Raw genomic sequence first — 21,683 nt, 5'->3', positions numbered from 1 at the left:
TTTTAGAGAGCCGGCGCGGCGCGCAGGATCGGCCTTGTCTAGCCCAAACTCATAGAAATTATTGTAGGTGGTGACCTCTTTGTATTCCGAGAGGGTCTCTTTAGTGGAATACGGCGATTCAATCACATTCTTAAATTTCACTGCATCGGGATTATTAGCAAACGCCTTGCGTGAGAACCAAGGGGCCAGTGCTAAGCCCATACCCCCTGCCGCAGCAAGCTGGATTAAAGAGCGACGCTGCTCAAAGATAGACTTCGGTGTGATGTCACTGGCTTGAATAGTAGGATCGTGAAATGGCTTCATCAATGGACCTTTAATTAAAATTTCATACGATTACTGCAAACGATACCAATGCCATCATTTGCATCTATCAAAAACAGGGGCTGTGCGCAGCCACAACATCAAATCCATATAGTTCTGATCTTAAAAGCAGGTTTAGTTCAAAAGTTGGATAATCAATAGGATAGCTGGATTTAACAAAAAACACAGGAAATGCCGATATATGAGTAAGCCGATTTTTCACTGGGAAGACCCCTTAATGCTAGATTCCCAGCTCAGCAGCGAAGAGCGCATGATTCGGGATGCCGCCTATGAGTACGCCCAAGGCAGCCTTGCTCCGCGGGTTCATGAGGCCTTCCGGAACGAAACAACAGACCCCGCCATCTTCCGTGAAATGGGAGAATTAGGCTTGCTCGGTATTACGACCCCGGAAGAATACGGTGGCGCCAACCTCAATTACGTCTCGTATGGCCTGATTGCTCGTGAAATCGAGCGGGTCGACTCCGGTTATCGCTCGATGATGAGCGTGCAATCTTCCTTAGTGATGGTGCCGATCAATGAATTCGGTAGTAAGGCACAAAAAGAAAAGTTTTTACCTAAATTAGCGAGTGGTGAGTGGATTGGGTGCTTCGGCTTAACCGAACCCAACTACGGCTCGGATGCGGGTGCCATGATTACTCGGGCGCGCACTGTGCCAGGCGGCTTTGAACTCACCGGCTCCAAAATGTGGATTTCCAACTCACCGATTGCCGATGTATTTGTGGTCTGGGCCAAAAACGATGAAGGCGTAATTCGAGGCTATATTTTAGAGAAAGGCATGAAGGGCTTATCGGCCCCCAAGATTTCCGGCAAGATGAGCCTGCGCGCCTCGATTACCGGCGAGATCGTGATGGACAGCGTTTTTGTTCCTGCTGAGAATGAGTTCCCTGACATCACCGGCCTTAAAGGCCCCTTCACTTGCCTTAATTCAGCGCGCTATGGCATCTCATGGGGTGTACTCGGCGCCGCAGAAGATTGCTGGTTTAAAGCACGGCAATACACTATGGACCGCCAGCAATTTGGCCGCCCACTAGCCGCCAATCAACTAATCCAGAAAAAATTAGCCGATATGCAAACCGATATCGCCTTGGCACTACAGGGCTGTTTGCGTCTTGGTCGCATGAAGGATGAGCACATTGCTGCCCCAGAGATCACCTCGATCATGAAACGCAACTCCTGCGGCAAAGCTCTGGATATTGCCCGCATGGCACGCGATATGCATGGTGGTAATGGTGTATCAGATGAATACGGTGTGATTCGCCACATGCTTAATCTAGAGGCAGTGAATACCTATGAAGGGACGCACGACATCCACGCACTGATTCTAGGGCGTGCGCAAACTGGCATCCAAGCATTTAGTTGATGTAACGCTTTATAGGTTTACAGAAGTCAATTCAAGAGGCTAGGCGTAATGCACTAGCCTCTTTTTTATTACTGCCTCGCTCGAATGGCGCTAGCCGCCTTAGCAAAATCGGCATCGCTGTCGCTATCCAAGGAGACGCATTGCTCCGATTGGTAGCGCGGAAAGTTACGCTCGATCGAGGACTGGTAGGACGGATCATAATGGGTGACCAATAGATCGTTTACTAAATCGGTAAACTGCCCTTCTCGAGCCTGCCGGCACCATGCAGCAATCGTTTCTTTGCCGTAACGGGCGTTGAGCATCTGTAGCTTGCTTTCAAGTGCCGGCACATCGCCTAAGAAATGCTGATATTCGCGCATTAGCCACGCCACGCGTGTTACATTGCTTGCCCGCACCTCAACGCACTCCCCATCCCGAATCCGCTCCATTAATGCATCAGGAACATGGACCCCGCCCACTTTTTTACTCTCCGACTCAACATAAATTATTCGGGCCGGATCCATACTGCGCAATGCATTCCATAGGCGCGTCTCAAATGCTTTCTGGGCGGGTTGAGGATCTGAGGGGTCGCCTCCCAATACGGAGCCGCGGTGATTGGCCAAACCCTCCAGGTCGAGCACTTGCTCGCCTTGTAGGGTGAGCTCCTGCAATATGCGCGTCTTACCACTGCCGGTCATGCCGCAAACAACCTGAAAAGAAAATTGCTTTGCAGCCGCATCCAGCTCAGCAATCACCTGTCGCCGAAATCCTTGATAGCCGCCATCCAGCTGAACTGCCTTCCAACCAATGCGTTGCAAGATATGCGTAAAAGCACCGCTACGTTCGCCACCGCGCCAGCAGTAAATTAATGGACGCCACTCGCGTGGCATATCCATAAAGTGGGCCTCAAGATGACGGGCAATATTCTTAGCTACCAATGCAGCGCCGCGCTTCTTAGCGGCAAATGGGGATTCTTGCTTATACAGCGTACCAATCAAAATACGCTCATCATTATCGAGTACTGGGCAATTCATTGAGCCTGGGATATGGTCTAGCTCAAACTCGGCGGGCGAGCGGGTATCAATGATGCAATCAAACGTACTCAGCTGAGTGCTGAGCAATGCTGGCAAGAGCTTAGCTGAGTTGCCAGCACCCTGCGCTGCCATCTTAGCGCAACACCTTCAGAATGGATTCGGGCCAGGGCATTGACTTGTTCTTCTCCAAATCAACCCACAGCATGGTTGCGCCGCCAGCGGCAGACAACACGGGATCTTCATCTGCGTTATCGCCAATAAACTCCATGGTATTTAATAGATCAACGGTGGAATTTCCAATTGCGCCAACAAAGGTGGTGATGCGCAGTGATCCCGGGAAACTTGCTTGCTTGTAAAAATTACAAAAGCCGTTGACCATGATCATCGCTTCTTTTTCTGCGGTGGAGCTAAAGCCGAGCGAGGTAATCCATTCAATCCGAGCCTGCTCCATATACCGAAAATAAACGGTATTGTTAATATGCCGATACGAATCCATATCACCCCAACGAATGGAGATGATCGTCTCATGAATCTTTTTCTTGTTTTCAGGAATATCAATGCGCATGGTCCAGCCTCTCTATTCCTATCGCCGTATTACTTGGATTGCGAAAATACAGTGGTGTGGAGTTGCGACATGGCTTTTGCTAAATCAAAATCCAATTGGGTCAGACCACCCTTGTCATGCGTCGATAAATGAACCGTCACCCTATTCCAACAATTCGACCAATCGGGATGGTGATTCATTTGTTCTGCATGCAAGGCCGCTGCCGTCATAAATGCAAACGCGCATTTAAAGTCAGCAAACACAAAAGTACAAACTAAGCGATCAGGGTCGCGGGCAATTTGCCACAGCGGCAAGTGCTGAAGTTGACTCTCTTGCTCGGGCTGCGTTAACAAGCCTGGCATTTCTTAGCCAAGCTGCAGTGCGAGGTGATACAAATTGGTTGAGCGCGCGCCTGAGCGGCAAAACGCCAAAATGGGGCCAGGCATCGTTTTTAAGAGGCGATTCATTTCTTGGACTTCAGCCGGCGTCATTGATCCTGGGGCTACGGGCAGAAAGGCGTAGTGCAGACCCAAGGACTCTGCTTTTGCGGCAATGTCGGCATTCTTGGGCTGCGACGGTCCTGCTTCTCCGTCTGGCCGATTATTAATGACGCTTTTATAACCTTGGGCAGCAATTTCAACTAACTGGGCAGGCTCGATTTGGCCTGCAGTGCCAAAGGCAGTGTTATGGCAAGTAATGGCAACGCTCATCGGATCCTCGTACTAAAGCAATAAAAACACTATTTTAAAGCAGGAGTCCGTTTATTGCCGCTAAAGAACCATTCGCAAGCGGCCATGCCAACCAGCATCGCCAAAACGAAGACCAAGGGTTTCGCATGCCCAGTGCCGAGCGCCACTAAGGCAGGACCGGGACAAAACCCAGCAACACCCCAGCCAAGACCAAATAACAGGCTGCCAATCACCAATCGCCTATCAATATCCCTTCGAGTCGGGATCTGCAGGGCATCACCAAAAAAGCTTTGTGTGCGCCTTTTAGCCAAATAAAAAGCCACTAGACCCACCAACACTGCGCCGCCCATGACAAAGATTAAAGAGGGATCCCAGGCGCCGCCAAGGTCGAGGAAGGCCAAAATCTTTTCTGGATTACTCATTCCAGAGACGAGCAGCCCCAAGCCAAATAAAACACCAATGAGGTACTGACTTATGAATCCAACGGATTTACGCATCATGAGAGTACGTGCCGAATAACAAATACGGTGAAGAAACCAGCGCCCATAAAGGAGGCGGTGGCAACTAATGAGCGCGGCGATAAACGCGATAAGCCACAAATGCCATGGCCACTAGTACAACCAGAGCCATAGTGCGCACCAAAACCAACGAGTAAACCAGCGAGAATCAATGCGCCCCATTCGGCCTGGACTACCTGCGCAGGATGAAAGTCAAATAAAAATCCTGCCCAAAATGAGGCAGTCAATAAACCCAGCACAAAACAAATGCGCCAAAACAGATCACCCTTTTGAAGGCGCAGCAGTCCGCTCACAATCCCGCTAATGCCAAGGATGCGGCCATGAAAATGAATATAGAGTGCGGCGGCTATTCCCAGTAGAACGCCTCCGAATAACGCTGGTCCAGGTGTAAATGCGGTCCAATCAATGTGCATTGCCTTGCTCCAAATTAGTATGCTTGAATGAGGCTAATCTTTTAAGCCTCAAGCAACAATCAGTATAACATTATATGTAAATATATAATGTTAATCCCCTAGTCTACTTAGAAAAAACTAAATACGTTGGGGTTATTGGCAGGGATTGGGGGCCATACGCCATTGCAGATACAGCAGGCAAAGATAGGCGCCTAATATAAATCCAGGCAGTGCAATAAAGGAGCCAATCGCTAGCGTGGAAATACCGGTCAAGCCCTGGCCAACCGTGCAACCCATCGCCGTGATGCCGCCAAAACCCATTAAGGCACCGCCGACCAAATGATTACCAGTATCTTCGGCATTCCGAAAGGACTCCCAGCGGAATTTTTTGGTGGCAAGCGAGCTGATAGCAGATCCCGTAATGATTCCAGCCACTGCCACGATGCCCACGGTTAAGACCCGCGACGTATCGCTATAAAGCATTAACCAATCGAGAGTAAAGGCATATGGAGCCACAAAGGACAGGCTTTCCATGCGACCCGTATTGGTCAGCAAAAATACCTCTTCTAAGGTGTTCGGGTCTTCAGCAACATATCCTAACGAACCCGAAACCCACCAAATGGCGCAAATACCAAAGCCAATACCAATACCAGCCAACAAATTATCGAAGGTCCAAAAGGATTTTTGGACTAAGGCATAAGCGATTAAGGCGCCACCAATTGCAAATCCCAAGATCAGTTGCAGTAAAGGCTTTGCAATGCCTGTTTGCGCAGCAATCACGCTAGGCAGATCTTGATTGCTACCCAGCGTGAAAAATACTTTATCAATGGTTTCCACCCGAATCATGCCTAAAAAGCCGCGCATCGTCATGTAGGCCGTAAGTCCCAAAACCATGAACACCACCACCGACTTTAAATTGCCGCCGCCAATGCGCACTAATGTTTTACTGCCGCAACCTGAAGCCAAGACCATACCAATACCAAACAGGACGCTTCCTAAAAAAGCAGACAGATAAAGGACCCGGCTACCGGTATAAATTGATTTCGAGGTATCAATCATGCCCAAATAGGCCATTAAGGCGACGCCAATCATGGCGACGCCGATCGCCAAAGACCACTGCTTCAAGCGTGTCCAGTTCGACATAATGAACGCGTCGGATACTGCGCCCATGGTGCAAAATCCGGTTTTTTGCATCACGATACCGAGCAGCACGGTGATTCCAAAGGTAAACCATAAAACAATCTTGCCGAGCGCGGCAACTGCTACTGAATCCATACTAAATAATTTCTTCTAATAATTAAGGTTTGAATTTATAAAACTGCTTATTCAGATAGGCGACCACATCGGCCTCATCTTCTGGAAACATGTCCAAACGGAGTTCGGTATTACACATCGCCACCATGGTCTTGAGCCGAGCGTAGTCTTTGACCTTGCGATCCGAGCGCGTATAAATCATGTCACCATTGGAAAACCCCGTTTTTTTAGCATGGCATGCATAGCACTTTGCCTGATCAATGGCTTTGCCATTTTGAATATTCGGGGCGGCATACGCATGGCTCGATAGCAGCAAGGCAATCGACAGCAGAACTGCTTTAGGGGTGACGCACTTCATCGGATGACCTCAGGGGGAATAATTACCAAAATCAACATATCCCGCTATTTTAAAGCCCTATGGGCCATTTTGGTCTATTCAGCCTGAATTGAGAGGTAGACGTTATAGGCATTCATGCGATTGGCAGCCCGAAATAAGGGCATTCCATCGTATTCCGACCAGTTTGCCTTAGCGTAAGCCTCCTCAAAGGGGTCTAAATCGCGGGCAGCTGGGCCCATGACTTCGCGTAAATAGGCCAAATAGTTGCGTGTAAAAACCACATCTTCTACGGCATTAGTGGAATATGGCCCATGACCAGGCACCACAATGGCGGGGTTTAACTTCTGGATTTCATTTAATGCATTCACCCAGCCGCGGCTATCGGCATTGCCCACAAACGGAATGCGCCCCCGAAAAACCAAATCTCCTGCAAATAACACCTTCTCCGATGGCACATACACAATTAAATCTTCGTGTGCATGCGCAGGCCCTACTCGATTCAGGATGAATTCCACGCCGCCAACGGTAATGGTTTTACTTTGATCAATCCAAACATCGGCAGGCACGAGGCGGGTATTTTCATTCACCCAAGGAGCAAAATCGGTTCGAGATGCAATCAGGCGCTGCTTCGCAGTTTCAGACGCCAGGTAATTCAGGCCATCGCGTTGCGCATAAATGGTTGCGCCCAGACGTTTAAATTCTTGCAAGCCATACACATGGTCTGCGTGATAGTGCGTTAAAACAACCGCCACAATTTTTTGCTTCGTTACTTTCCGAATTTCTTGAATCAGCTTTTGCGCCAATACCGGTGAACCCAAAGCGTCGATCACCACCACCCCTTTGGGCGTCACCACAAAGCCAGCATTGGAAATGAAATTCTGATTCTGCTTGCTGCCCATTTCAGGAACGCCTTGGACAAAATACGTATGGGGCGCTACCTGAATCGCCTTAACCTGAATTGTGCCGTCTGCACTGACTTGAGGAACATGGGATGTTTGCGCATGCGCTATCGGAATGCCAGCTAAACAGGCGGCCATGAGGGCAAGCGACAGAATACAAATGCGGTATGGTTGCTTATGCATTCGTGGCCAACTGAAATTAAATACGCAAAAATTTACGGACGAATGTATGCAAAGTTATTCTTGAATTGCAAATCAGCGATCCGCACCACTCCAGAGGGAGTGAAATCCGCATCTAAGGTGAACTGCTCTTTTTTTAGATTCCGGTTTTTGAGCGTAATTTCACAGACCTCAAAGCGTACACCCCTCGACTTGAGTGCGCCAACCAAGGGGCCGTAGTCCACATTGCTCTTCATGTCCTTACCGCCATCCATGAGGATATCAACGCCATTGGCATGAGTTACTACGGTTATCTTCGTATCCGGCGCTACATCCAAATGGTTGCGAATATTGCGCAATCCTTTTAAGCCTTGCGCCTGGGCATCATCGATGTGATAGACCACGGAGGTTTGGGCGAATGCCGGGCTTGGAGCAATAAAAAATAAACTGAGTCCGATAAAAGCGGTAAATCGAATTGCCATCCAATTCATTTTCATTCTGCTGCTCCTTGATTAAATTGCTGCCATTCCAGGATTGCCTTTAACGCCTTTAATGATTGGCTCGTTCAGTTTGACGGCTTTCACGGTCTTGACATCACGCAAGTGACGTGCAATCACATCCCAAATCGGCTCACCACCGGCGTTCTTTGCCTCTTCGCTGACCGGCGCCCATCCTGCAACGCGGTAGGTTTTATTCGCATCCAAGAGCTCGCCATTTAAACGCATCTCCGAGATCCGAGAACCCATACTTCCAGCAGGATCAATGGTGTATTGCAGGCCCCCAACACGAACCATGTCACCGCCCTGCTGGTAATACGGGTCTGGATTAAAGAGATTGTCTGCTACGTCTTCTAGGATCGTCTTAATGGTTGCGCCCGACATGGGTGCAACGGTGGTGTAGGGATAGGTAATTGCCGTTTGATCCAGTAGGTTTTCCATGGTGATGGCCTGCCCTGGTAATAAGCTCGTACCCCAACGGAATCCAGGTGAGAACGCAATTTCAGCGTTCTTCTGCTTGAGTAAGCCATCTAAGATCACCTGGTCAAAACTGCCATTAAAGTTACCGCGGCGATAAAGGGTGCCCTCAGTAATTGCTAGCTTTTCTGCCAACTTCGTTTCGTACGGTGCGCGTACCTTTTTAATCAGCTGCGTCATCGCGGAATCAGCCGGCAAGAGGTTCGAGAAGATGGGCAATAACTTGTAACGGAAATCAACCGCTTTGCCACCCTTAACATCAAAGTCGAGCACGCCTAAAAATTTGCCATTCGAACCCGCATTGGTTACCAGGGTAATTCCGCCAGCATTCTTTACCTTGACTGGAATCGGCACGCCATCGTGCGTGTGGCCGCCCATGATTGCATCAAGACCACGCACGCGTGAAGCCATTTTAAGATCCACGTCCATACCGTTATGCGACAACAAAACAACCACCTTAGCACCCTTGCCCTTCACTTCATCGATCATCTTCTGCAGATTCTCTTCCTGAATACCAAAGGTCCAGTCAGGCGTAAAGTAGCGCGGATTAGCAATCGGCGTATAGGGGAAGGCCTGACCAATAATGGCAACTGAAACGCCATTCATGTTGCGGATGGTGTAAGGACTAAATACCTGATCGCCAAAGTCAGCGGTCTTGATGTTCTGCGCGATAAAGGAAATCTTGCCCTGAAAATCCTTTTGCACGATTTCCATCACGCGCTTTTCGCCCAAGGTCATTTCCCAATGCGGAGTCATGATGTCAACGCCTAAGTTGAGTGCCGCATCCACCATATCTTGACCATTGGTCCAAAGCGCAGTTCCGGAGCCCTGCCAGGTATCGCCACCATCCAACAATAATGCGCCTGGTCTGGATGCCTTTAGTTGCTTGACTAAAGTCGACATGTGGGCAAAGCCGCCCATCTTGCCGTAGGTCTGCGCAGCAGCAGCAAAATCTAGATACGTAAATGCGTGGGCATCGCGTGTACCTGGCTTAATTCCATTGGCCTTAAGGAATGCCTCGCCCACCAAATGCGGCTCTTTGCCATACTGCGAACCAATACCTAAATTAACGTTAGGCTCACGAAAATAAATCGGCAGTAATTGCGCATGGCAGTCCGTGAAATGCAGCAAGTGGACGTTACCGAATTTCGGTAAATTGTAAAATTTTTGAGCAGCGCTTTGAGCACTGGCGAAGCTCGATTGCAAACTCATTCCACCGGCAGAGGCAAAAGCCAATGCTTGCATAAACTCACGGCGATTCAATGACATTTTCTTTTTCCTATTACTAAAACAGGCCTTGCGGCCTGTCTTTTTTATTGATTGACTTATTTATTTATTCACAGGCGACTGAGGATCAAGCAATAAAGCCATGACATCTTGGATCTGCTTCTCATTTAAGAGCTTGAAGTGTGCAAAACGCGGCATATTGCTACAGGCGTTATAGGCTTTGGAATTACTAATACGGCCCCAGGTGTACTCAACCACTTCTTTCGAGTAGCCGCGCATCTTGCCGTAGTTCCACAGGCTTGGGCCAATATTTCCATGTGAGATTTCAGCCTTATTAATTTGATGGCAGTTATAGCATCCACCACCAACAGCTGAATCTGGCTTATCGGTCCAGGTTGCACCACGACCGCTCTGGGCAATCCGCTCGCCACTTTTCCAGTCGCCAATGTATTTGCCATCGGATGGCTGCTTGATGGTGGCCATATTGATCTTTTCGATCTCGGCACGTTTGGCTCCGGTCTTCTCATCGGTTAGATTTTTCGCGTCAGAGCAAAACTTTTGGGTCGCATCCTGATTAATACGATCAAGACCCGCCTGACCTTTGGCCTCAAAGCCAGCCTTCATCATCTTGTCAAATGCGCTTTGCGCTTGAGCACTGGCAAATGGCATGGCCAAGAGAGCCGCAGAAATAAGTATTGTTTTTTTCATTTTTTATATTCTCCGGCGAGTTAACGCTTTAATCCTGGTGTTTCGATCGTGCCGCCATTACCCGTGTACGCCATATACATCGATAGCGCAATTGTGTTGTCGGAAATGTAAACGGGTTCTGGGAAGCGCTGCTGACGATAGCAATCGTTTAGGCGACGCTGCATGGTCCAAAAGTTGCCACTGGATACGCGATAAGCCGGCCAGTAACCCCAACCCAAGGCAGCACCCTTTTGTTCAGTGATATTAGGCAAATCTTGCAAGCGAATGCGTTTGCCATTTTCTGCATGGCACGAGGCGCAGGAGAAATCCATTGGGCCACCTTGGAAGAAGAAGGACTTCTTGCCCAGTTCATACATTTCTTTTTCTTTGGGGTGCTTGATGGAGACCTTGATCGGCATTCCTTTGGAATTCGCAACCACGTAGGCAACAACCGCCTCTACGTCTTTGCGCTTGCCTTTTTCAAAGCCAGCAGTGATGATTTCGTTTGCATCATAGCCTTGTAAGCGCACCATACAAGTTACCAAGCGAGACTCAAGATCTTGCACTTTATTGGTATCTTTAAAGTAGCGCGGCAATTCTGCAGAGGCACCCTTCACAACACCGGGGCCCTTACCTAAGTCACACTTTTGCAAGCTGACGTTTTTGGGCCCCATGGGCTTTTTCCAAATCTCTTCGCCCGCCGCCTCATACAAGTCTGCAGGGTTGCCATCCGCAATCATGGCGCGGTAGCGTGCAATTTCATCGGTAGCAGAGCCACTGGGAGCAGCAGCAGGTGCGGCCGCCGCTTTGGGTGCTTCACTTTTTGTCGGGCTGGTACAAGCCTGCAAAAAGGCGAATGATGCAATAACAACTCCATAAGCAATGCGCTTATCCATGGTAACCCCTTCGTCTTGGTGCGAATCTATCTGTCAGATTGGTAAATTAAGAAACCGTTGCCTCGTCGGTGCGCTTAGCACCGCGGTTATCAACCCACGTTACCGTGACCTTCTCACCTTTGGCGCCCTTGTACTTGAAATTCAAAAAGGGGTCTTTTGATACTGCGGGGCCAAACTCGCCCATAAAGACATTTTTACCTTGGGCCTGAACGGTCACAGTACTGATAAACCACTGAGGGATGGTTTTGCCCGATGCGTCTTTGCGCTGACCGGCTTCCATATCGTGCTTCATCAAAATCTTGACATCAACTACACCACCTGCTTCAGTTGCTCTAACGCGCATTGGATCAGCCATTTTGCTTCCTCTCTAATTATCTATATATATAAACAGTTATCTCGTGATGCGAGTCGGCATTAGCCGCCGCAACCACCCAAGGTAACTTTGACTTCTTTCATCGACATAAACCATTTGCCGTCCGCTTTCACCACAGCGTAAACGTTGGAGGTTTGGCCCATCTTGACGCGGGTAGTCACAAATGGCTCAGTTCCAGGTGGAATAAAAAATTGGGCTGCCAGTGAGCTGGGGTTTTTCTCAACCAAAATGGCCATTTGCTCTGCTTTTAGTGTGCTGGAGATACCGACGGGCACTACCGCGCCATTTTCTGCGATGTCTGGTGCAACTAAAGTCACTGCAGTGGAGCTGCTTGGCTTACCTGCATTGAGGGCCTTGAATACGTCATCCAAGCTTTTGCCCTCAAAAGCGGCTTTATTCCACTCTTGTGCTTGTGCTTCTGTAATTAAACCGGCCGAAGCCATGAGGCCAAAGACCGCGGAATACTTTAAAAGACTACGGCGCTGCTGATTCATAAAAACTCCTTTGTTAATTAGTTTTGTTACTAAGCAATAAGCCCATAAAAAATAATATATTTGATACGATTCTACTCACTTTTACTTTCCTGTCAGCATCCACTCTACTAAGGCTTTATTGTCGGCATCCGACAGCTGATCTTGAGCAGGCATCGGAATAGCACCCCAAGCACCTGCACCGCCCTTTTTCACCTTCGCCATCAGTTTTTGCACCGCATCAGCCTGACCTTTGTATTTAGTTGCCACCTGCTCAATCGAGGGGCCCACTAGTTTTGCTGCAGGTGCGTGGCAAGCCGAGCAGTTCTCTTTCTTGAAGAGTGCGGCTGGACCTGAAGGTGTAGCAGCCATAACTACCGGCATCATTCCTGCAGCAGAGGCACCAGGCAACTTACTTAGCGGTGGCTTGGTTGAATCTGCGCCAAGGTATGGGCCGTACTGGCGATTTTGCAGTGCAATGTTTTCATGTGCATTGCGAGCGTAATCCGGCAAAGTGGAGCCAATCTGCACAAATGGGACGCAATTATTCATGCAGGGTTTGGCATTCACGTCTGGCTTGCCATTCACGCTCCATAGACCATGCTGCTGCGTCATGCCATTGCGGTTGGGCAGCATGGCTTGCGCTTGCTTCATATTGGTATTGCTCAGAACAAATGTATCCGGAACAATCTCGCCCAAATAAAGTATATAGGCGACCAACGCATAGGTGTCGTCGTAACTGAGTGAACGAGGTGCATTCCAGGGCATCGCACGATAGATGTAATCCCACAGAGTGGAGATCGTTGCCACCTTCATCAGCGTAGTGCGCTGTGGCTGTTTATTATCGTTTAAAGCAGCTACCCGCCCCGTCTTGATATCGTCTTTCGTTGTGCCGCCTGCAATAGGCGTAAAGACTTCATTCGACTCGCCAAAAGTACCGTGGCAACTGGCGCATTGTGCTTCCCAAACCGCCTCACCCTTTTTTACCGAGCCCGAACCATTCGGCAGGCCCTTGAAATCCGGACGAACATCGATATCCCAGGCAGCTACTTCGGCCGGTGTTGCCGCCCTTCCAATGCCAGGAAACTTTCCTGGACCCGATGCGCCTTGTGCATACGCGATACCCGCAGCCATCATGAGCGTAGCCATGAGACTGAAACACGTGGCTAATTTACCCAACTTGTACATTACTCACCTCGCCATTGGAATCTAATTTCCACGATTGAATTGCGTTGTTGTGATAGATCGATCGCGTGCCGCGCACGTCGCGCAATGCCTTAATGGTCGGCTGAACGTAACCCGTGTCATCCATCGCGCGTGACTGCATGATCGTCGGCGAACCATCCCAAACCCAATCAATATTGAAACGCGTTACTGCTTTGGTCAGTACCGGCGTTTCTAAACGGGCCGTTCTCCAGTTGTTACCACCGTCGAACGAGACATCAACGCGTTTAATTTTTCCGCGGCCCGACCAAGCCATGCCGGACACGTTGTAAAAGCCTTTATCAAGTAACTGCTGACCACCCGACGGCGTTGTAATAACCGATTTGCACTCCTGAATTGAGGTGTACTGGCGATGCAAGCCATTGGGCATCAAGTCAATGTAGTGAATCGCTTCGTCTTTGGCGCCATAAGGCATATCACCGACTTCCAAGCGGCGCAGCCACTTCACCCAACTGACACCCTGCACTCCTGGCACAACCAAACGTAGTGGAAAGCCATTCTCCGGACGTAGCATCTCGCCATTCATGCCCCAGGCCACAATCGAATCCTTGAGTGCGCTGTCCAAATTAATGGTGCGCGTCATACCAGAACCATCGCCACCTTCGGCCAATAAGAACTTACCTTTTTTCAAATCGGCACCGCACTCATCAAGTAAGACCGAAAGCGGTACTCCAGTGAATTCGCAGCAAGACAACATGCCATGGGTGTATTGCACGGTGGGTACTGCCACATTGCCCCATTCCAAACCGGTGTTCGCACCACACTCAATGAAGTGAATGCGCGATACCGACGGCATACGCATCAAATCGCTCATGGTAAAAACACGTTCGCTTTTAACTAGGCCATTGACCATGAGGCGATGCTTATTCGGATCCAAGTTATACCAACCTTGATGGTGGCGCTCAAAATGCAGACCATTGGGAGTGATGATGCCAAAGAGTCCCTGCAACGGCGTAAATGCAACCGATGCTGCTGAAACGCGAGTTAAACCGGGTGACTCACGGCGGATTAAATTCGATTCATACACCGAAGGCAAGCCATAGGGCATAGTCGCCACGTTTTTACCTAAGGTAGTTTGCCACTCTTGCTTTTCTAAAATGGCTGGGTCGCCTGCAGCTGAGGCTAATGCAGCAGGTGCTGCAGCGAGGCCAGCGGCACCTCCAATCGCAGACAAAAAGCCTTTACGCAGAAAACCGCGGCGCTGTTCATCCAGGCCATTCTTATTGACGTCAGCAATAAAGTCTTCCGGAATAAAATGCTCCGGCGCCTTACGAAGTCGCGATTGTCCTTTCGGCTTTTCAACGTATTGAATATCTTCTGAATTCAGTTCCAGTTGATTTTTATTCATTAGATTAATTGCTCGCTTAATAATTAATTAATACAACTATGTTTTCATCTCTTCTACAACACGTGCACATACGCCTTGGCAAATGCCCAATGTGGCCTCATCGCCAATCGAGTAATAGACCGTGACACCCTCTTTGCGGCGCTTTAGTATTCCTTCGCGGTGCAATGCCGTTAAGTGCCTAGATACATTCGCCTGGCTCGAACCAGCCTGCTCGGTTATTGCGTTAACAGACTGTTCACCGCCACACAGGATGAAGAGGATCTTTAAGCGAGATGGCTCAGCCAACAAGCTAAAAAATTGAGATACCTGGGCGAAAACCTGCTCCATTTGGGCTGGGGTAAGGTCTTTGGTTTCTGGTGGAACTAGCTTACTCATGTGTCTATTCTTAGTTACAAATGAAGTGTAAATATGCATCTTAGCGCAATTATGCATATTTAACGCCTTTGCTAGGTCAGCGACTATAGAGAGTTACCCTAGGTCAGAACGTCAGGAATAATGCACTTAGGCCATAAAATTGGGGCGTGCTGGATACCGAAGCGATTTTTCTCTCATTTAAGTTGGCCCTATACACATTGGCGATCATGCTGCCCTTGGGTATTTGGCTGGCGCATCGTCTAGTCCGAATGGGGCCCGCAAAGCCCTGGCTGGAGGCTTTTCTGGCCTTACCCTTGGTCTTGCCGCCCACGGTGCTCGGTTATTACCTTTTGACCGGCTTTAGGGATGTCAGCCTATTTGGCCACCCCTTGGTCTTCTCGTTTGAGGGAATTCTCTTGGCATCCCTGATTGTTAATTTGCCGTTTGCGGTGCAGCCAATCCAGAGAGCCTTGGAGGCCATCAACCCAGAAATACGCGAGGCGGCCGAGGTCAGCGGACTATCGCAGTGGCAAATTTTTCGCCTGATCGAGTTGCCTTTGGCCTGGCGTGGGGTAACTAGCGCTGCCGTTATGACCTTTGCCCACACCCTGGGGGAATTCGGCGTCATATTAATGGTGGGCGGCGCCATTCCCGGCGAAACCAAAACCGTCTCGATTGCCATTTATGACAAGGTTCAGGGGTTTGATATTGCTGGAGCAGGATTACTCTCACTCTTGCTATTAGCAACCTCGCTGATTGCAATAGCACTCTCCTATGGCATTTTAGGCAGACGCAAATCATGCTAAAGCTGCGCATACACCAAACTACACCCATGCCGCTGCAACTCAATATTGAGTGCGCCAATGGGGAATTGCATGCACTAGTCGGACCATCAGGCAGCGGCAAAACATCAGTACTACGCACCATCGCTGGTTTACGCAATCCGGCCCACGGCCAAATCGAATGCAATGGTGAAATTTGGTTTAACGCAGAAGAAGGAAGCAAGACTCAATCCCTTGCCTTATCGCCGGCCCAGCGCTCGTGCGGACTCTTATTTCAGCAATACGCCCTCTTTCCGCATTTGTCCGCCATTGATAATGTAAAGATTCCTTTGCAAAATACGCGGCATACACATACTGAAAAACAGGCCATTGCGCAAGATTGGCTGGAGCGCATGGGTATTGGTGAACTTGCACTGCGTATGCCCAATCAACTCTCGGGCGGTCAACAGCAGCGCGTGGCACTGGCAAGAGCGCTGGCGCGTGAGCCCAAGATATTACTGTTAGATGAACCCTTTTCTGCGATCGATACGCCAACACGGCAAGGCCTTTATAAAACATTGGCGCAGTTACGACGTGATTTACAGATTCCGATTATTTTAGTGACGCACGATTTGCGTGAGGCAGGCTTATTAGCCGATCGCATTACCGTCATTGATCGCGGCATTGGTTTACAAACAGCAAGTCCGCAAAATTTATTCCAAAAACCACGCAACTCCAAGGTGGCGGAACTAGTCGGCATCAGCAATCTATTCCAAGGGCGATTTAATCAAGGCAAGCTGCACTGGCAGGGTACGAATATTGCATTCGATGTCGTAGATAAAAATAAAATTCCGGCTGACAGTATTGTTGCCTGGGTTATTCCGCAAAGCGGCATCAGCGTCAGCAGAACAAAAACAGCACTCACTCAGTCGGCTCTTGTAAGTGAAATCAGCACCATCGGGCAAATTGCCGTGATTCAGTTCTCCATTCCAGGAAGCGATCAAACCGTCATCTGGGAAGCCTCTGCAGCTGAGGTGCGGCGACTCGAGCTCAGAGTTGGCATCCAGGTTGAGCTTGAGCTTGATGGCAAGCAAATCCACATCATGCCACTGCGACCGATTAATGATCCGCGTCGCTTTACAACGACTGCGCCCAGCTAAAACACCTCTAAAAAACTTTAATTGGATGCGAGCTGTTTTATGGTTTGCCGTTGGTATTGATGCCCAAGAGTGGATAGGCTGGACAAAAACGAAACGCCCCTGTTAATACTGGGATGACGCCAATCCAGCCCCACATGCCAATCGTGCCAGTAGCAGCAAGCCCAATTAACGCTAAGCCTACGATGATTCGGATCGCACGATCCGCCTTGCCTACGTTGCATTTCATAATGAACTCCAAGTTGTAATGAATCGGATTTATTTACGGCAATAGTGCTTGTAAAGTAATGTCATTACATCAACTGCAATAGCGCTCGAAAGGGAGTAATAGATTAACTTACCATCACGGCGGGTTTCAACCAACTCTTCATTACGCAATACAGTCAATTGCTGCGACAGCGTCGGCTGATGAATATCCAATATAGCCTCAAGCTCACCAACGCACTTCTCACCTTGACTAATCTCACACAGCAATAGCATCCGATCAGGATTCGACAATACCTTCATTAAACGGCAGGCCTCGTCAGCCGAAGTGCGCATCCGCTCTAAGTCAATGGTTGCTGGCATGGTGGTCTATTTTTTCTTCTGAGTTTAAAGCGCGTTTAATGGAATCTTTAAGTATGCAGTACCGTTATCCTCTGCTTTGGGCATATGGCCCGCACGAATGTTGACCTGGATCGACGGCAAAATAAGTACCGGCATTGAGAGGCCTGAATCGCGTTTATTACGCATAGCCACAAACTGCTCTTCGGTCACGCCATCGTGCACATGAATATTGTTCTTTTTTTGATCTGCCACAGTGGATTGGTATTCAGGAGATCTGCCATCCGGAGGGTAATCATGACACATGTATAGCTTGGTGCTGGGCGGGTACTTCAAAATGGATTGGATGGATCGATACAAATTGCTGGCGCTGCCTCCAGGGAAGTCACAGCGTGCCGTTCCGACATCCGGCATAAATAAGGTATCGCCAACAAAGATGCTGTCCCCGATCTCGTACGCCATACATGCCGGAGTATGGCCAGGAACATACAAGGCCTTGAAGGATAAGTTGCCAAATTGTATGGCTTCGCCTTCTTTAATTAACGCATCAAACTGCGAGCCATCCACCGCAACATCGTCTAAGTTAAATACACCCTTAAATACACCCTGTACGGTGGTAATGTGATCGCCAATCGCTATCTTTCCACCCAGTTTTTCCTGAATATACGGTGCTGCTGTCAGATGGTCAGCATGGGCATGGGTTTCTAAAATCCATTCGAGCTGTAAGTGGTTTTCCGTAATAAAGGAAATCACTTCATCGGCCGACTCTGTTTTGGTGCGACCCGACTTCGGGTCGTAATTCAGAACGGAGTCGATTACGATGCATTCCGACCCTTTCGATGCATACACCACATAGGTATATGTCCACGTCTGCGGGTCAAAAAATGCCTTAACGGTCGCTTTTGCTGTTGTGTTCATTTCTTGAGTATAACATTATATTTAAATATATAATATAAGTATCAATTTATTACTGAAGGGTCGATACTGAGCCATATGGAAAGCATTAATGCAGTAAGCGTAGGGCTTGGGGTCTTCGTCGGTATGATGATGGCCTTGACGGGGGCCGGCGGAGGAATTCTGTCGGTGCCACTCTTAGTATTCGGACTTAAGCTCAGCGTTGCTAGCGCGGGTCCGATTGGCTTGTTGGCGATCGCCGTGGCAGGCTCTTTTGGTGCTATCAATGGTCTGCGCACCGGGCTATTACGCTATCGGGCTGCCCTCGTCATGGCAGCGCTGGGCATCGTACTGGCACCCATCGGTCTATATTTTGCGCATCGCATCCCCAATCAGCCGCTATTAATTGCCTTTGCTAGCCTACTCATGATTGTGTCCGCTCGGATGCTGATTCAAGCCCAGCAAGAAATCACTGGCACGATTCCAAAAGAACTACCCGCCCCACCCTGCAAACTAGACCAATCGATTGGTCGCTTAATATGGTCTGTGCCGTGTGCGCGGGCACTGATAGGCTCTGGCGCCGTAGCGGGATTCCTATCTGGACTTCTCGGAGTTGGTGGCGGCTTCATTATTGTCCCTGCCCTAAAAAAATATACCGACCTGCCCATGCAATCAATCGTTGCGACTTCGCTGGGCGTCTTATCCCTAATCTCAATAGCGGGCTTTACCAGCGCTGCGCTAGCGGGTCACCTGAACTGGTCAATCGGAATGCCATTTGCGGCTGGGGCTATGGTTGGAATGCTATTGGGTAGCTTGATTGCAAAACAAATCAGTGGGCCACGCATTCAGCAGGCGTTTGCCATCTTTACCTTTTTAATATCAATCAGTTTGTTGTATAAAGCAATTGAGTAGAGGAGCATTCCATGCAAATTAGCTGCCCCCATTGTCGTAAGCAAAATCGCTTTCCAAACGATCGCATTGCGGAGGATCCGCAGTGTGGCGCCTGTAAAAAAAGCCTGCTGTCTTTGCCAATTGAATTAAACCAAGGTAATTTTGCAGAAGTAACGGGGCAAAACCATCTGCCTGTTTTGCTTGATTTTTGGGCGCCCTGGTGTGGTCCATGCACTCAGTTCGCCCCCACCTTTGCCGCAGCCGCCCAGCGCTATGCAAACCAACTGGTCTTTGCAAAGGTTAATACCGAGGCAGAGCAGGCGCTCGGTTCGCAATTTCAGATTCGCTCAATTCCAACCTTGGCAGTCTTTAAAGGGGGAAAAGAACTAGACCGATTGTCGGGCGCGCTCAGACCGCCAGAACTGGAGCAATACGTGAATACTATTCTGCGCAAATGGAGCGTTTAGTTTTGTTAAAACGGTTTACGCGCAACCAAACCTAATAAAGCTGACATCCCGGTATGCTTTGGGCCTTCGGATAGCTCTTTTTCATAGAGACATAGATCAATCGGTTCTAGATCGCCAATTAGAGTGCGAATCATATCTTCTGTGTACAGGTGCTCCAGTATGGAAGGTCCGCCGGTTTTAAATTCCAACTGCTTGGGCGTGTATCCCTGAAGGATGAGCAGTCCTCCAGGCCTTAAGGTCGAAGCCATTTGCGCAAATAAACGGAGGCGCATGACTGGGTCAGCAAACTGAATAAAGATTCCGACTACGGCATCGTACTGGTTTGGCTGCCAATCCCAGGAATCGCTCGATGCCAGCGTAAATTGAACTGCTGCAGCCTCTTCTTTTGCAAGCGCAACCGCTTTTTTGAGGGCGACTCCTGATAAGTCAAATGCATCAACCTGCATCCCCTGCTTTGCTAGCCAAACCGAGTTTCTCCCTTCGCCATCAGCAACGCACAAGGCCGCATCGCCTTTATTTAAATGACGATTGGCTTGCGTTTGTAGATACTCATTAGGCGCCCTGCCAAAAATATAATCCGGCGTATCAAAGCGCTTATTCCAAAAATCAGTGCTGTCTGAGAATGCAGTTGCCATGGTTTCGGTTCTGTACTGATTGAAATAGAAAAGCTTGCCTAAGCAAGCTTCACAAAAAGGGTGATGTGCTTTATCACGGGCTTATTTTTTAAGACCGCCTTGCAGATCACGGATCAAATCATCGGGATTTTCAAGGCCAACCGCAATCCGCACCAAACCATCGGAAATGCCTGCGGCTTTACGTGCTTCAGGTGATACGCGGCAATGGGTGGTCGTTGCAGGATGCGTAATCGTGGTACGGGTATCACCTAAATTGGCGGTTATCGAGCACAGTGTAGTTTGATCGATTAACTTAAATGCTGCCTTTTTGCCACCTTTGAGAACAAAAGACAAAATTGCACCGCCCGCTTTTTGCTGCTTCTTCGCCAAAGCAAATTGCCGATGGGACTTTAGGCCTGGGTAATAAACTGCTTCAACTCCCGCTTGCTTTTCAAGCCACTGCGCTAAAGCTAGTGCATTGGCACTCTGTTGCCTCATGCGGAGATCAAGGGTCTCTAGGCCCTTTAAAAAAATCCATGCATTGAAAGCCGACAGGGTTGGTCCTGCTGTGCGTACGTATGGAAATACTTTATCCATGATGAAGGATTTCTTACCCACGATAGCCCCGCCGAGCACTCTACCCTGACCATCCAAATATTTGGTAGCCGAATGAATGATGACATCGGCTCCCAAATCAAGGGGCCGCTGCAATGCCGGCGTACAAAAACAGTTGTCCACCACAAACAAGGCCTTTGCTTTATTGGCAATCTTGGCGATCGCACGAATGTCAGCAATCTCCGTTAAGGGATTGGATGGCGTCTCAAGGTAAAACATCCGGGTATTGGGTTGCACTGCAGCCTGCCACGCTTTGTTATCGGATAAGTCAACATAGCTAGTGGTGATGCCAAAGCGACCCAAAATACTGCCAAACAATTGAATAGTTGCACCAAATACCGAACGCGAGCAAACCACATGGTCACCCGCTTTGAGGTGCGCCATGGCAGTTGTCATGATGGCAGCCATACCCGATGCGGTAGCAATACACGCCTCTCCGCCTTCCAGTGCAGCCAAGCGATCTTGGAACATGCTGACGGTGGGGTTGGTAAAACGAGAATATATAAAACCCGTTTCGGCATTTGCAAACCCCAACTCCGCCTCTTCAGCGCTATTAAAGCAAAAGCTCGATGTTAGATACAGGGCTTCTGAATGCTCTTGATACTCTTGGGAGCGACGCGTACCCGCACGAACCGCAACCGATTCAGGGGCAAGTTTGGATAGGTCGGGTGATCGACGCTTTGAGGTAATTTTGCTAGCCAT

General features: G+C 49.1%; 28 protein-coding genes and 1 pseudogene. 5 read left to right on the top strand and 24 right to left on the bottom strand.

Annotated elements, in window-relative coordinates:
* Positions 1-303, bottom strand: a pseudogene (locus Q8M75_RS07955) (protein-methionine-sulfoxide reductase catalytic subunit MsrP); the annotation flags it as partial.
* A gap of 199 nt (positions 304-502) precedes the next feature.
* Between Q8M75_RS07955 and Q8M75_RS07950 the strand changes: the two are divergent.
* Complete coding sequence (locus Q8M75_RS07950) at positions 503-1,681, top strand: acyl-CoA dehydrogenase (protein ID WP_305488135.1); 1,179 nt, start codon at positions 503-505, stop codon at positions 1,679-1,681.
* 68 nt (positions 1,682-1,749) lie between these two features.
* Here the strand turns inward: Q8M75_RS07950 and mnmH are convergent, their stop codons facing one another.
* The 18 genes from mnmH to Q8M75_RS07860 form a co-directional block, all read right to left on the bottom strand.
* Positions 1,750-2,826, bottom strand: a complete 1,077-nt coding sequence (gene mnmH / locus Q8M75_RS07945) for a tRNA 2-selenouridine(34) synthase MnmH (protein ID WP_305488134.1) — start codon at positions 2,824-2,826, stop codon at positions 1,750-1,752.
* 1 nt (position 2,827) lies between these two features.
* Positions 2,828-3,259, bottom strand: coding sequence for a thioesterase family protein (locus tag Q8M75_RS07940; RefSeq protein WP_305488132.1), 432 nt, complete (start codon positions 3,257-3,259; stop codon positions 2,828-2,830).
* A gap of 29 nt (positions 3,260-3,288) precedes the next feature.
* Positions 3,289-3,600: a 4a-hydroxytetrahydrobiopterin dehydratase gene (locus Q8M75_RS07935; protein ID WP_305488130.1), complete on the bottom strand. Its 312-nt coding sequence runs from the start codon at positions 3,598-3,600 to the stop codon at positions 3,289-3,291.
* A 3-nt stretch (positions 3,601-3,603) separates the two neighbouring features.
* The gene (locus Q8M75_RS07930; RefSeq protein ID WP_305488128.1) at positions 3,604-3,948 is read right to left on the bottom strand and encodes a TIGR01244 family sulfur transferase; all 345 of its coding nucleotides are present in this window, start codon (positions 3,946-3,948) and stop codon (positions 3,604-3,606) included.
* 29 nt (positions 3,949-3,977) lie between these two features.
* The gene (locus Q8M75_RS07925) at positions 3,978-4,424 is read right to left on the bottom strand and encodes a YeeE/YedE family protein (RefSeq protein ID WP_305488247.1); all 447 of its coding nucleotides are present in this window, start codon (positions 4,422-4,424) and stop codon (positions 3,978-3,980) included.
* Positions 4,424-4,858 carry a YeeE/YedE family protein gene (locus tag Q8M75_RS07920; protein ID WP_305488126.1) on the bottom strand — a complete coding sequence of 145 codons (435 nt, stop codon included), beginning with the start codon at positions 4,856-4,858 and terminating at the stop codon, positions 4,424-4,426. The genes Q8M75_RS07925 and Q8M75_RS07920 overlap by 1 nt, the downstream gene beginning before the upstream one ends.
* Positions 4,859-4,990: 132 nt before the next feature.
* Positions 4,991-6,112, bottom strand: coding sequence for a YeeE/YedE family protein (locus Q8M75_RS07915; RefSeq protein WP_305488125.1), 1,122 nt, complete (start codon positions 6,110-6,112; stop codon positions 4,991-4,993).
* A 22-nt stretch (positions 6,113-6,134) separates the two neighbouring features.
* Entirely contained in the window at positions 6,135-6,449 is a 315-nt protein-coding gene (locus Q8M75_RS07910) for a hypothetical protein (RefSeq protein ID WP_305488123.1), read from the bottom strand.
* 74 nt (positions 6,450-6,523) lie between these two features.
* Positions 6,524-7,510, bottom strand: coding sequence for an MBL fold metallo-hydrolase (locus tag Q8M75_RS07905; RefSeq protein WP_305488121.1), 987 nt, complete (start codon positions 7,508-7,510; stop codon positions 6,524-6,526).
* Between the two features lie 32 nt (positions 7,511-7,542).
* The gene (locus Q8M75_RS07900; RefSeq protein WP_371131778.1) at positions 7,543-7,977 is read right to left on the bottom strand and encodes a DsrE family protein; all 435 of its coding nucleotides are present in this window, start codon (positions 7,975-7,977) and stop codon (positions 7,543-7,545) included.
* A 21-nt stretch (positions 7,978-7,998) separates the two neighbouring features.
* On the bottom strand, positions 7,999-9,729 hold the full coding sequence (gene soxB / locus Q8M75_RS07895; RefSeq protein WP_371131767.1) for a thiosulfohydrolase SoxB: 1,731 nt from the start codon (positions 9,727-9,729) through the stop codon (positions 7,999-8,001).
* A 60-nt stretch (positions 9,730-9,789) separates the two neighbouring features.
* Positions 9,790-10,395 (bottom strand): sulfur oxidation c-type cytochrome SoxX, encoded by a 606-nt coding sequence (soxX, locus tag Q8M75_RS07890; RefSeq protein ID WP_305488117.1) that lies wholly within the window; start codon positions 10,393-10,395, stop codon positions 9,790-9,792.
* Positions 10,396-10,415: 20 nt separating this feature from the next.
* A complete protein-coding gene (gene soxA, locus Q8M75_RS07885) occupies positions 10,416-11,270 on the bottom strand; it encodes a sulfur oxidation c-type cytochrome SoxA (RefSeq protein WP_305488115.1) in 855 nt (284 codons plus the stop codon).
* A gap of 46 nt (positions 11,271-11,316) precedes the next feature.
* Positions 11,317-11,625 carry a thiosulfate oxidation carrier complex protein SoxZ gene (gene soxZ, locus Q8M75_RS07880; protein WP_108469085.1) on the bottom strand — a complete coding sequence of 103 codons (309 nt, stop codon included), beginning with the start codon at positions 11,623-11,625 and terminating at the stop codon, positions 11,317-11,319.
* Between the two features lie 59 nt (positions 11,626-11,684).
* Complete coding sequence (gene soxY, locus Q8M75_RS07875) at positions 11,685-12,137, bottom strand: thiosulfate oxidation carrier protein SoxY (protein WP_305488113.1); 453 nt, start codon at positions 12,135-12,137, stop codon at positions 11,685-11,687.
* Positions 12,138-12,218: 81 nt separating this feature from the next.
* Positions 12,219-13,262 carry a c-type cytochrome gene (locus tag Q8M75_RS07870; RefSeq protein ID WP_305488111.1) on the bottom strand — a complete coding sequence of 348 codons (1,044 nt, stop codon included), beginning with the start codon at positions 13,260-13,262 and terminating at the stop codon, positions 12,219-12,221.
* A gap of 22 nt (positions 13,263-13,284) precedes the next feature.
* The gene (gene soxC / locus Q8M75_RS07865) at positions 13,285-14,685 is read right to left on the bottom strand and encodes a sulfite dehydrogenase (RefSeq protein ID WP_305488109.1); all 1,401 of its coding nucleotides are present in this window, start codon (positions 14,683-14,685) and stop codon (positions 13,285-13,287) included.
* A 36-nt stretch (positions 14,686-14,721) separates the two neighbouring features.
* On the bottom strand, positions 14,722-15,060 hold the full coding sequence (locus tag Q8M75_RS07860) for a helix-turn-helix transcriptional regulator (protein ID WP_305488107.1): 339 nt from the start codon (positions 15,058-15,060) through the stop codon (positions 14,722-14,724).
* 146 nt (positions 15,061-15,206) lie between these two features.
* Here Q8M75_RS07860 and modB point away from each other — a divergent pair, with 146 nt between their 5' ends.
* A complete protein-coding gene (gene modB, locus Q8M75_RS07855; RefSeq protein WP_371131765.1) occupies positions 15,207-15,845 on the top strand; it encodes a molybdate ABC transporter permease subunit in 639 nt (212 codons plus the stop codon).
* Entirely contained in the window at positions 15,839-16,960 is a 1,122-nt protein-coding gene (locus Q8M75_RS07850) for an ABC transporter ATP-binding protein (RefSeq protein ID WP_305488105.1), read from the top strand. The genes modB and Q8M75_RS07850 overlap by 7 nt, the downstream gene beginning before the upstream one ends.
* Positions 16,961-16,997: 37 nt before the next feature.
* On the opposite strand, the gene Q8M75_RS07845 is transcribed toward Q8M75_RS07850, so the two are convergent.
* From Q8M75_RS07845 to Q8M75_RS07835, 3 genes are read right to left on the bottom strand one after another with little or no spacing between them, the layout of a single operon-like run.
* Positions 16,998-17,186, bottom strand: coding sequence for a DUF2892 domain-containing protein (locus Q8M75_RS07845; protein ID WP_305488103.1), 189 nt, complete (start codon positions 17,184-17,186; stop codon positions 16,998-17,000).
* A gap of 29 nt (positions 17,187-17,215) precedes the next feature.
* On the bottom strand, positions 17,216-17,524 hold the full coding sequence (locus tag Q8M75_RS07840; RefSeq protein ID WP_305488100.1) for a metalloregulator ArsR/SmtB family transcription factor: 309 nt from the start codon (positions 17,522-17,524) through the stop codon (positions 17,216-17,218).
* A 24-nt stretch (positions 17,525-17,548) separates the two neighbouring features.
* Positions 17,549-18,418 (bottom strand): MBL fold metallo-hydrolase, encoded by an 870-nt coding sequence (locus Q8M75_RS07835; protein ID WP_305488098.1) that lies wholly within the window; start codon positions 18,416-18,418, stop codon positions 17,549-17,551.
* Positions 18,419-18,493: 75 nt separating this feature from the next.
* Here Q8M75_RS07835 and Q8M75_RS07830 point away from each other — a divergent pair, with 75 nt between their 5' ends.
* Both Q8M75_RS07830 and trxC read left to right on the top strand, forming a co-directional pair.
* Positions 18,494-19,306: a sulfite exporter TauE/SafE family protein gene (locus Q8M75_RS07830; RefSeq protein ID WP_305488096.1), complete on the top strand. Its 813-nt coding sequence runs from the start codon at positions 18,494-18,496 to the stop codon at positions 19,304-19,306.
* An 11-nt stretch (positions 19,307-19,317) separates the two neighbouring features.
* A complete protein-coding gene (gene trxC / locus Q8M75_RS07825; protein ID WP_305488094.1) occupies positions 19,318-19,752 on the top strand; it encodes a thioredoxin TrxC in 435 nt (144 codons plus the stop codon).
* 5 nt (positions 19,753-19,757) lie between these two features.
* On the opposite strand, the gene Q8M75_RS07820 is transcribed toward trxC, so the two are convergent.
* On the bottom strand, positions 19,758-20,387 hold the full coding sequence (locus Q8M75_RS07820) for a class I SAM-dependent methyltransferase (RefSeq protein ID WP_305488092.1): 630 nt from the start codon (positions 20,385-20,387) through the stop codon (positions 19,758-19,760).
* 81 nt (positions 20,388-20,468) lie between these two features.
* Positions 20,469-21,683 (bottom strand): O-succinylhomoserine sulfhydrylase, encoded by a 1,215-nt coding sequence (locus Q8M75_RS07815; protein ID WP_305488090.1) that lies wholly within the window; start codon positions 21,681-21,683, stop codon positions 20,469-20,471.

The organism is Polynucleobacter sp., from assembly GCF_030693775.1.
GTDB lineage: Bacteria > Pseudomonadota > Gammaproteobacteria > Burkholderiales > Burkholderiaceae > Polynucleobacter.
The sequence above is the reverse complement of the archived record's forward strand: the minus strand, read 5'-3'. Positions and strand labels throughout refer to the sequence as shown.